Here is a 10,633-nt window from a genome sequence, read left to right on the forward strand (position 1 = left end):
TTACTTATTTGTGAGGCTCCCATGATTGCAACGGTGCAGGAGAGTGCAGGCCAGCAGGTTCAGCATAAGCTGTTAGTGCCGCGCCTGTCCCTGATGATGTTCATACAGTTCTTTATCTGGGGCAGCTGGTCGGTAACGCTGGGGCTGGTGATGACCCGACATAACATGTCGTTGCTGATTGGAGATGCGTTCTCAGCCGGGCCTATCGCCTCGATTCTCTCGCCGTTTGTGCTCGGCATGCTGGTGGATCGCTTCTTTCCCTCGCAGAAAGTGATGGCGGTGATGAACCTGGCGGGCGCAGCCATTCTCTGGTTTGTGCCCCAGGCGCTGATCGCAGAGAACGGGGCACTGCTGATCGCCCTGTTATTTGGCTATACGCTCTGCTTTATGCCTACACTGGCGCTCTCAAATAACATCGCCTTTCACAGCCTTGCCAGCAGCCTGAGTTTTCCTATCGTCAGGGTTTTTGGCACCATAGGCTGGATCGCGGCGGGGATCTTTATCGGCGTGACCGGCATTGCTGACAGCATTGTGGTGTTCCAGCTGGCGGCGCTCTGCTCGGTACTGCTGGCGATTTATAGCCTGACGCTGCCACATACGCCGGCACCCGCCAAAGGTTTGCCATTAAAATTCCGGGATATCTTCTGCGCGGATGCTTTCGCGCTGCTGCGATTGCGTCATTTCATGGTCTTCGCTCTGTGCGCCACCCTGATTTCCATACCGCTTGGCACCTATTATGCCTTCACGGCCTCCTGGCTGGCGGATGCGGGTATCCGCAAAGTCAGCACGCTGATGTCGCTGGGGCAGATGTCTGAAATTGCCTTCATGCTGATCATTCCGCTGTTGTTTCGTCGCCTCGGCGTCAAAACCATGCTGCTGATGGGTATGACGGCGTGGTTCGTCCGCTATGCCCTGTTCGCGCTGGGCATGAGTGATGAGACCCGCACGTTGATTTACCTTGGCATCCTGCTGCATGGCATCTGTTACGACTTCTTCTTCGTGGTGGGATTTATCTACACCGATCGGATTGCCGGTGAAAAGGTGAAAGGTCAGGCGCAAAGCATGGTGGTGATGTTCACCTATGGCATCGGCATGCTACTGGGATCGCAAATCTCCGGTGCGCTCTACAACCATCTGGTCGCCGGCAACGCCAGCGCGCAGAGCTGGGCAATCTTCTGGTGGATCCCCGCGCTTGCCGCTGCGCTGATTGCGATTATCTTCTTTTTCTCGTTCAAATACCGTGATTAGGCGGTAGCGGAACACAGGAGTTAATGATGAAAACAGTTAAGGGTCCGGGCATCTTCCTGTCACAGTTCATCACTACGCAGCCGCCGTTTAACTCGCTGGCGGGTCTGGGAGAATGGGCCGCCGGGCTGGGATATCGGGCGTTACAAATCCCCTGTCATCAGCCTGCTATTTTCGATCTTGAAAAGGCGGCGGTGAGCCAGACATACTGCGACGAGGTGCGGGGAGTGCTGGCCGGTTTCGGGCTGGAGATCAGCGAGCTTTCCACCCATCTTGAAGGACAGCTGGTTGCGGTTAACCCGGCCTACGACCTCGCGTTTGATAATTTTGCGCCAGCAGCATTGCGTGGCGATCCCGTCCGGCGCACCGACTGGGCTATTACCACGCTGAAGCGTGCGGCGGCAGCTTCTGAGAAGCTCGGCCTGCGGGCACATGCTACCTTTTCCGGTTCGTTCGCCTGGCCCTGGTTCTACCCCTGGCCGCCGCATCATGAAGCGCTGTTTGATGAGGCGTTTGCCGAACTGGCGCGCCGCTGGCTGCCGGTGCTGGATGTGTTTGACCATCACGGCGTTGACCTCTGTTATGAGATTCATCCCGGCGAAGATCTGCATGACGGTGTCACGTTTGAGCGTTTTCTGTCAGAGGTGAATCATCATCCGCGCTGTAATATCCTGTTCGATCCCAGCCATCTCCTGCTGCAACACATTGACTATCTGCAGTTCATCGACCTCTATCATTCGCGTATCAGAGCCTTTCACGTTAAGGATGCGGAGTATCAGCTCAACGGGCGCAGCGGCGTCTATGGCGGCTATCAGCCGTGGCTGTCGCGTGCCGGACGGTTTCGCTCGCCAGGCGATGGTCAGATCGACTTCACCCGCATTTTCAGCAAGCTGGCGCAGTACGACTATGACGGCTGGGCAGTGCTGGAATGGGAATGCTGCCTGAAAGAGGGTGAGACCGGGGCGCGTGAAGGCGCAGAGTTTATCCGCCGGCACATCATTCCGGTGTCTGACCGCGCCTTTGATGATTTTGCTCTGGCAGAGAACGGCCCATCGGTACGTCATCAGCTGGGTCTGGATCGCGACGCCTGAGGCGGCGCAGCGTCAGCGGGTGTGGCACGGGTTAAAACAGAGGGATCTTATGTCAGTTCAGAAAATCGCGCGGATGGCGGGCGTCTCAGTCGCCACGGTTTCCAGGGTGCTGAATAACAGTGACAGCGTAAAACCGGCGAACCGGCAGAAAGTCCTCGCCGCAATCGAAGAGAGCAACTATCAGCCCAACCTGCTGGCGCGTCAGCTGCGCACGGCGCGCAGCTCGATGATTCTGGTGCTGGTTTCCGATATCTCCAATCCGTTCTGCGCCGAGGTGGTCAAAGGCATTGAGGAGCAGGCGGAGAAAAACGGTTATCGCATCCTGTTATGTAATTCGGGCGCGGATATCGCCCGATCGCGATCCAGCCTGCAACTGCTCTCCGGGAAGATGGTAGATGGCATCATCACTATGGATGCCTTCAGCAAACTGCCGGAACTGAGTCAGCTGATAGGCGCTGCACCCTGGGTTCAGTGTGCGGAACATGATGACAGCGGCCAGGTCTCCTGCGTCGGCATTGATGATGAAGCCGCTGCGCAGTCCGTGGTGCGCTATCTGGCTGAGCACGGGCATCAGCGGATTGCGCTGATCAACCACGACCTCAGCTACCGCTATGCCCGTCTGCGTCAGCAGGGCTACATCCACCAGCTCGATAAACAGCAATTGACCTGGCAGGCTATCGCGTTCGCCAGGGAGCTGAGTTTCAATGCCGGTAAAGCGGCGATGGATCAACTGCTGGGCGCTGAAACACGACCTGACGCGGTGTTTGCGGTGTCCGATACGCTGGCCGCCGGTGCGATGGCGGCGATCCAACAGGCGGGCCTGCTGATCCCTCAGGACATTGCCGTGGTGGGGTTTGACGGTAGCGAACTGGCCAGCATGGTCTCACCGCCGCTGACAACGCTGGCTCAGCCCTCGAAGGAGATAGGCCGTAGGGCCTGTGAACTGCTGCTGCAAAAAATTGCCTGGCCCGACGCGTCGCCGCAATGCGTAATCATGCAGAGTGAACTGGTGGTGCGAGCCAGCAGCTTAAAGCAACATCAGCAACCCTTTTCTCCGGATAACGATTCCTGTATTGTCCACTAAAACGCGACAGTGATTGCTCATTCAGACCATTGTGTGGCTGTCAGGTTTACTTATATGCTGTCTCCATCGAAGGGCATTCGCACTTCCCGAATCAACGAAGGGGCAGAATATGATTGAGCAAAGATTGTCAGAACAACGCGGTGTGGGCGATCACGGCTGGCTGAATTCACGTCACACCTTCTCTTTTGCAAACTACTGGGATCCGAAACAAGCGGGCTTTTCTGATCTGCTGGTGATCAACGATGATCGGGTTGCCAAAGGACGTGGTTTTGGTGCCCATCCGCACAGCAACATGGAGATTATCTCCTATGTGCTGGAAGGCGCACTGGAGCATAAAGACTCGATGGGCACCGGCTCGGTGATTGTCCCAGGCGACGTGCAGCTGATGAGCGCTGGCAGCGGTGTGACCCACAGCGAGTTCAACCACTCGGGCACCGAGGGCGTTCATTTTCTGCAAATCTGGGTGGTACCGGCAGAGAAAAATAGCCCGCCAGGCTACCAGCAGATGTCGGTCAGCGAAGCGGATAAACGCGGTAATCTGCGGCTGATTATTTCGCCGGAAGGTGAAAATGGGGCATTACGGGTGCGCCAGGATATTCGCATCTATGCGGGACTGTTTCAGGGGGACGAGCAGCAGACAATCACGCTGCCGGACGATCGCTACGCCTATATTCATGTGGCGCGCGGCAGTGTCAGAGTCAATGGCCTGCAGTTTAATGCCGGAGATGGTGCGCGGGTTCGCGATGAGAAAACGCTGTCCTTCAGTCACGGTGAAGGGGCGGAGGTGCTGTTATTCGATCTGCGTCCGAATGAAGTGAATCATCCAACCCGTTAAAACGAAAACTGCGCGGCTTCCACCGCGCAGTTTTTTTTGCATTACTGAGCGTTAAGGAACGCCAGCAGATCCTGATTCAGTTGATCCTGATGCGTCACCGCAAAACCGTGCGGCGCATTGTCATAAACCTTGAGTTCAGCACCCTCAATCATCTCCGCCGCGACTTTGCCGGTAGATTCAAACGGCACGATCTGGTCGTTGCTGCCGTGAATCACCAGCGTCGGCACATTCACTTTCGCTACGTCAGCACGGAAATCGGTCTCAGCAAAAGCGGTGACGCAATCAACGGTGCTTTTCAGTGAAGCGAGCAGCGCGATGTTCAGCGTCTGCGTCATGACGCCATCAGAAACGGTCTGTCCGGCATTGGTCCCATAAAACGGTGTAGCGAACTCTTTGATAAACTGCGCGCGATCCTTAAGCAGGCCATCACGAATCCCTTCAAACACCGACATATCGACACCCTGCGGGTAGTCTGCCGTTTTGCCAAAGATTGGCGTGACGGCACCGAGCAGCACCAGTGCCGCGACGCGATCGCTGCCATAGCTGCCGATATAGCGCGTGACGTCGCCGCCACCCATTGAGAAACCAACCAGCGTCACATTCTGCAGGTCGAGATGGGTGATTAAATCGTTGATATCAGAAGCAAAGGTATCGTAGTTATTACCGGTCCAGGGCTGATCAGAACGACCAAAACCACGACGGTCAAACGCAATAACCCGATAACCTCGCTCCGCCAGGAAGTTCATCTGGCTGTCCCACATATCGGCATCCAGCGGCCAGCCGTGGCTGAACAGAACCGGCTTACCGGTGCCCCAGTCTTTAAAGTAGATCTGTGTGCCGTCGGTCGTTTTAAAGGTGCTCATGGTATTGCCCTCTGTATGACGTGATGGATGAAAACAAGGTAGCGGCAGTCATACTGGCGCCACCAGATAGCGAACCTCAGGTGAATGTTCACCCTGATGAAATGCGAAAACCCGCCGCTCTATCTTTTTATCGTTGATGGTGTAGCGCTCTTTCTGACGCAGATGCTCGACCCAGGAGCCGACCACAAACGTCTCAACGAAAATGCCAGGCTGCAGGATATCTTCATAAAGTGACCAGTTGATGGCGCCGCCGCGACGCCTGACCCGCCGCATATCCTGCATGCAGACGGTAAAGGCATGTGCATCATCAATATTAATCCGGTATTCGTAATTCACCATGACCGGCCCGCGTTCGTGACGGATATCCAGCACAGGCGCATTGACGCCATCACCAACCATATCGAGATTGAGATCGGGATCCTGATCGAGCCGCCAGCGCCAGACGGTGCTGCTGGCCAGTACCATGCCCAGCGCGGCGATGCAGAGTGACAGCGGAATACTGAAGTGAGAGGCGAGCTGTCCCCAGAGCGCGCTGCCGGCGGTCATGGAGCCGAAGAACACCGTCAGATAGACCGCCAGCGCGCGGGCTTTCACCCATTTCGCGGCGCTGCGCTGTGCGCCGAGATTCAGCGTCGACAGCACCGCAATCCAGGCAAAACCGGTGAAGAACTCAAACGCATTCAGCAGCCAGAAGTGTCGCACATAGGCCAGCGCCAGCATAGTCAGGGCGAAGAGGAGACTGGCGACCACCATCAGGCGATCGGAGCTCAGACGACGGCGCAGACGCGGCAGCAGCACCGCGCCGGTAATTGCGCCGACCCCGATGCAAGCCAGCATGATGCCGTAGCCGCCAGGGCCGAGACCGAGTTCACGGCGTGCCACCAGCGGCAGCAATGCCCAGCCCGCGCTGCCAAACAGGAAGAACGAGAAGGTTCGCACCAGCACGTTACGCAATACCGGTGCCGCGTGAACGTAGCGCAGACCCGCCCTTACCGCCGGGAAGAAGTGCTCGGGTGGGAGGCGCTGCACGCTCGGCTCCGCTTTCCAGCGCCAGAGCACCCAGGTGACGCCCAGCACCGACAACGCATTGAGCAGGAAGACCATCCAGGGGCCGGTGAACGACAGGATCAACCCACCCAGGGCCGGTCCGATGGCGCGACTGATATTAATGCCCAGTGAGTTAAGGGCAATGGCAGGCCCGAGTTCCGGCTTGGTCACCAGATCCGGCACGATCGCCTGGAAGGGCGGCGAACTCATGGCGGCACCCGCGCTCAGCAAAAAGGCAGCGGCCAGCAGCACTTCGGGTGTCACATGACCGGTCCAGGCGAGCACGGTCAGTCCGGCGGCGGCGGTAAAGGTCCACAGTTGGGAAAACAGCAAATATTTACGCCGGTCAACGATATCCGCCATGACGCCGGAAGGCAGCGCGAACAGAAACATCGGCAGGCTGCTGGCTGCCTGCACCAGGGCCACGGCCAGTGGATCGGCACTCAGCGTCAGCATGGTCCAGTTCACGCCGACATCGTTCATCCATGAACCGATATTGGAGACCACGGTGGCGATCCACAGCATGCGGAACACAGGCTGGCGCAGTGGCTGTAGCGGTGAAACCTCATTGGCGGGCCGCGCCTCGGGCGGCTCCTGCTCCAGCTGGTGGATATCATTAACCTGTGCCATGACGGACCCCCTGAAGTTTCGCCGCGCCGATGCGCCAGCCGCCTGGCCCGGTCAGCGCCAGCGTGGTAAAGATAATCAGCAGCAGCCAGCCGAACTGACCTTCCGCCAGTGACCAGCCGTAGTGGACTACCAGCATTGCGACCAGCAGAACCGCGATGATCGGCAGGCAGGCAATACGGGTTCCCCAGCCGAGAATGATAAAAATCGGGCAGATAACTTCTGCCACGATAGCTGGCAGCAGGCTCATCATCGGTCCCAGCCCGAAGGGATCTTCGATGCGCGTCAGTTCTTCGCCGAAATGCAGAATTTTCGGCAGCCCATGCACCTGTAACAGCAGCAGGCTGCCGGTCAGGCGCAGGAAGAACAGCCCCGCGTTGATACGGGGCGAAAGAGCGATAGCGTTATTCATGATTAAAACGCGAAGCAGCTGCAGCCGAGCGCGCCCCAGAAGGCGTTATCTTCGGCGACCGGCACGCTGGAATCCCGCGCGATCTCATGCGAGTGACGATGAACACCGCACGGGCCGCTGCAGTGATGGACGGCGGGCATCATGCCTGCACGGCTCTGCGCAACCGGCGGGGCACTGCGATAATGACCCGGCACATTCACCACCGGCGACCACTCAGGCAGAACCGGAATAGCAGGCGGTGCATCCGCGCTGAACGATCCCGCGGCATAGACAATATTACCGTCCACCACGGTCAGCACCGACTCGATGCCTTTGATCTCCTCTTCCTGCACGCTGAAAAAGTCTTTGCTCAGCACCGCCAGATCCGCCAGTTGGCCCACTTTAATCTGACCTTTTTTACCCTGTTCACTGGAGAACCAGGCGCTGCCCTGGGTCCAGAGCATCAGCGCCGTTTCGCGATCGAGGCGGGCACTGACATCATACATCTGCATGCCACCCACGGTTCGGCCCGAAACCAGCCAGTAGAGCGCGGTCCAGGGATTGTAGCTGGCAACGCGGGTTGCATCGGTGCCGAGTCCGACCGGAATGCCGGTCGCCAGCATTTTCTGAACCGGCGGGGTGTGGCGGGTAGCTTCAATGCCGTAGCGCTCAGCAAAGTATTCACCCTGGAACGCCATGCGATGCTGCACGGCAATGCCACCGCCCAGCTCTTTAATACGATCGATATTGCGCTGAGTGATGGTTTCCGCATGGTCAAAGAACCAGTGCAGACCATTGAATGGAATATCACGATTCACTTTTTCGAACACATCCAGCATCCGGCTGATCGACTCGTCATAGGTCGCATGCAGACGGAAAGGCCAGCGATGCTCTACCAGATGACGCACCACGCGCTCCAGTTCGTCTTCCATGCCAGGCGCTAAATCCGGACGCGGCTCCAGGAAATCTTCGAAGTCAGCAGCCGAGAAGACCAGCATTTCGCCTGCGCCGTTGTGACGGAAATAGTCGCTGCCCTGGCCTGGCGTCAGCATGTCCGTCCACTTCTCAAAATCTTCCAGTTCATGACCGGGACGTTGAGTGAAGAGGTTGTAGGCGATACGTAGCGTCATCTGCTTCTTCTGATGCAGCTCAGCGATCACTTCGTAATCTTCGGGATAGTTCTGGAAGCCGCCGCCCGCATCAATCGCGCTGGTCAGACCCAGACGGTTCAGCTCGCGCATAAACTGGCGTGTGGAGTTGACCTGCTGTTCCAGCGGCAGTTTCGGCCCCTTCGCCAGGGTAGCGTAAAGGATCATCGCATTGGGACGGGCGATCAGCAGGCCGGTGGGATTGCCATTGCTGTCGCGCTGGATTTCACCGCCCGGCGGGTTCGGGGTCTCTTTGGTGTAGCCAACCACTTTCAGTGCGGCGCGGTTGAGCAGGGCACGGTCATAAAGGTGCAGCACGAAGACCGGCGTGTCTGGGGCTGCTTCGTTGATCTCATCCAGCGTCGGCATCCGGCGCTCGGCAAACTGGAACTCGGTCCAGCCACCGACGACACGTACCCACTGCGGTGATGGCGTGCGCAGCGCCTGCTCTTTCAGCATCCGCAGCGCATCGGCAACCGACGGCACGCCTTCCCAGCGCAATTCAAGATTGTAATTCAGACCCCCGCGAATCAGATGCAGGTGTGAATCGTTCAGGCCCGGCACGGCGGTGTGTCCCTTAAGATCGACTACTTTCGTGCCGTCGCAGTGAAACTCCATCGCCTCTGCCAGCGTGCCTACCGCAACGAACTTACCATCGCGAATCGCAACCGCTTCTGCCACCGGATTGCTGCGGTCAACGGTATGAAATTTGCCATGTGTCAGTATCAGTTCTGCTTTACCGAGCGTAACCATAGATGCTCCTCAACGGGGGTGTCCGGCTTAGCGCGGGACAGGAAGTGCCGCAGATAACAGGGCACGAATGAGCCGGATTATGGTGAGCGGGCTAATGGGTCGTCTAGTTATACAGAGGGATACCTATACCTTCGTATAGTTATACGCAGAGATAATAGTTTGCCGTTGCAGGTCGCCCTACACTGCGACCAGACAGCCAGCAGCAGGGCGATAAACCTGCACTGACCGTCATTTTGCACCGCGCCGGTTGGCGGAAATTTCGTTACATAACCTCTATGGGTGAACGCATGTCCAACGCTAAACTTGAAGTCCTCACGCCACATAACAGCCAGATTATCTTCATCGACCAGCAGCCGCAGATGGCCTTTGGTGTGCAATCCATTGACCGCCAGGTGCTGAAAAACAACACCGTTGCGCTGGCGAAGGCGGCGAAAGTCTTCAATATCCCCACCATCATCACCACGGTAGAAACCGAAAGCTTCTCAGGTCACACCTATCCGGAGCTGCTGGATGTGTTCCCGGGTCAGGATATTCTGGAGCGCAGCTCAATGAACTCCTGGGATGACCAGAAAGTGCGTGATGCGCTGGCCGCAAACGGGAAGAAAAAAGTGGTGGTTTCTGGCCTCTGGACCGAAGTGTGCAACAACAGCTTTGCGCTCTGCGCGATGCTGGAAGGCGATTACGAAATCTATATGGTGGCGGATGCGTCTGGCGGCACCACCAAAGAAGCACACGACTACGCGATGCAGCGCATGATTCAGGCGGGTGTAGTGCCGGTAACCTGGCAGCAGGTGATGCTGGAGTGGCAGCGTGACTGGGCCAATCGTGACACCTACGATGCGGTGATGAACATTGCTAAAGAGCATTCAGGTGCTTACGGCATTGGTGTGGATTACGCCTACACCATGGTGCATAAAGCGCCGTCACGTCAGAAAAGTGAACACCGTACCCTGGCACCGGTGCACGCACCGGTTCGCTAAGCGGCGTCCTGCTGACCGGCAGAGAGCTGCCGGTCAGCAGAGTGGCACAACAGGAGCTGGTCATGAATCCATTACTTCTTTCCCTTGCAGCCGGGGTGCTGATTGGCCTGCTTTATGGTCTGCTTAAGGTACGCTCACCGGCCCCACCTGCGATTGCCCTGGTAGGCCTGCTGGGAATGTTGCTGGGTGGGGCGCTGATGCAGGCGGTATTGCCCGCTGAAAAGCCCGCGACCGCCCTGCAGCAGCCCGATGTTCCGCCCGTTCAATCCTCATTCCGGATAAGCTGAACATGTTGAAATCCTACATTTTTTCTCTCGCGATCGGCCTGCTCGCCGGGGTAATCTATGCCCTGATCAACGTTCACTCTCCGGCGCCGCCGATTATTGCGCTGGTGGGGCTGTTTGGCATGCTGGTGGGCGAACAGTTAATTCCGCTGGCTAAACGTCTGTTACGGCGACAGCCGGTAACGCTCAAGTGGTTCCGCCATGAGTGCGTGCCAAAAATCAGTGGGACACCGCCACCCGATGGCGATAACACCCCTTAAGTCCTCGCGTGTCGCACGGTGAGGC

Annotated in this window: 11 protein-coding genes; 7 read left to right on the forward strand and 4 right to left on the reverse strand. The window is 57.6% G+C overall.

Annotation, left to right across the window (positions count from 1 at the left end; translation table 11 throughout):
• The first annotated feature begins 21 nt into the window (after positions 1-21).
• From AC2LB6_RS02175 to AC2LB6_RS02190, 4 genes are all read left to right on the forward strand, one after another.
• The gene (locus AC2LB6_RS02175) at positions 22-1,248 is read left to right on the forward strand and encodes an MFS transporter (RefSeq protein WP_490092231.1); all 1,227 of its coding nucleotides are present in this window, start codon (positions 22-24) and stop codon (positions 1,246-1,248) included.
• 26 nt (positions 1,249-1,274) lie between these two features.
• Entirely contained in the window at positions 1,275-2,336 is a 1,062-nt protein-coding gene (locus AC2LB6_RS02180; RefSeq protein WP_490092306.1) for a sugar phosphate isomerase/epimerase family protein, read from the forward strand.
• 49 nt (positions 2,337-2,385) lie between these two features.
• Positions 2,386-3,420, forward strand: a complete 1,035-nt coding sequence (locus AC2LB6_RS02185; RefSeq protein ID WP_490092232.1) for a LacI family DNA-binding transcriptional regulator — start codon at positions 2,386-2,388, stop codon at positions 3,418-3,420.
• A 109-nt stretch (positions 3,421-3,529) separates the two neighbouring features.
• Positions 3,530-4,255 (forward strand): pirin family protein, encoded by a 726-nt coding sequence (locus AC2LB6_RS02190; RefSeq protein ID WP_490092233.1) that lies wholly within the window; start codon positions 3,530-3,532, stop codon positions 4,253-4,255.
• A gap of 41 nt (positions 4,256-4,296) precedes the next feature.
• Here the strand turns inward: AC2LB6_RS02190 and AC2LB6_RS02195 are convergent, their stop codons facing one another.
• The 4 genes from AC2LB6_RS02195 to AC2LB6_RS02210 are packed head-to-tail and all read right to left on the reverse strand — an operon-like array spanning position 4,297 to position 9,084.
• A complete protein-coding gene (locus AC2LB6_RS02195) occupies positions 4,297-5,118 on the reverse strand; it encodes an alpha/beta fold hydrolase (protein WP_490092234.1) in 822 nt (273 codons plus the stop codon).
• 48 nt (positions 5,119-5,166) lie between these two features.
• On the reverse strand, positions 5,167-6,795 hold the full coding sequence (locus tag AC2LB6_RS02200; RefSeq protein ID WP_490092235.1) for an MFS transporter: 1,629 nt from the start codon (positions 6,793-6,795) through the stop codon (positions 5,167-5,169).
• Positions 6,782-7,204, reverse strand: a complete 423-nt coding sequence (locus AC2LB6_RS02205) for a DoxX family protein (protein WP_490092236.1) — start codon at positions 7,202-7,204, stop codon at positions 6,782-6,784. The genes AC2LB6_RS02200 and AC2LB6_RS02205 overlap by 14 nt, the downstream gene beginning before the upstream one ends.
• Before the next feature lie 2 nt (positions 7,205-7,206).
• Complete coding sequence (locus tag AC2LB6_RS02210) at positions 7,207-9,084, reverse strand: amidohydrolase (protein WP_490092237.1); 1,878 nt, start codon at positions 9,082-9,084, stop codon at positions 7,207-7,209.
• 287 nt (positions 9,085-9,371) lie between these two features.
• On the opposite strand from AC2LB6_RS02210, the gene AC2LB6_RS02215 reads away from it, so the two are divergent.
• From AC2LB6_RS02215 to AC2LB6_RS02225, 3 genes are all read left to right on the forward strand, one after another.
• Positions 9,372-10,064, forward strand: a complete 693-nt coding sequence (locus tag AC2LB6_RS02215; protein ID WP_010670331.1) for a hydrolase — start codon at positions 9,372-9,374, stop codon at positions 10,062-10,064.
• A 62-nt stretch (positions 10,065-10,126) separates the two neighbouring features.
• Entirely contained in the window at positions 10,127-10,351 is a 225-nt protein-coding gene (locus AC2LB6_RS02220; protein ID WP_490092238.1) for a XapX domain-containing protein, read from the forward strand.
• Positions 10,352-10,353: 2 nt separating this feature from the next.
• Positions 10,354-10,608 carry a XapX domain-containing protein gene (locus AC2LB6_RS02225; RefSeq protein WP_490092239.1) on the forward strand — a complete coding sequence of 85 codons (255 nt, stop codon included), beginning with the start codon at positions 10,354-10,356 and terminating at the stop codon, positions 10,606-10,608.
• Positions 10,609-10,633: the final 25 nt, after the last annotated feature.

Source organism: Pantoea sp. RCC30.1 (assembly GCF_058148845.1).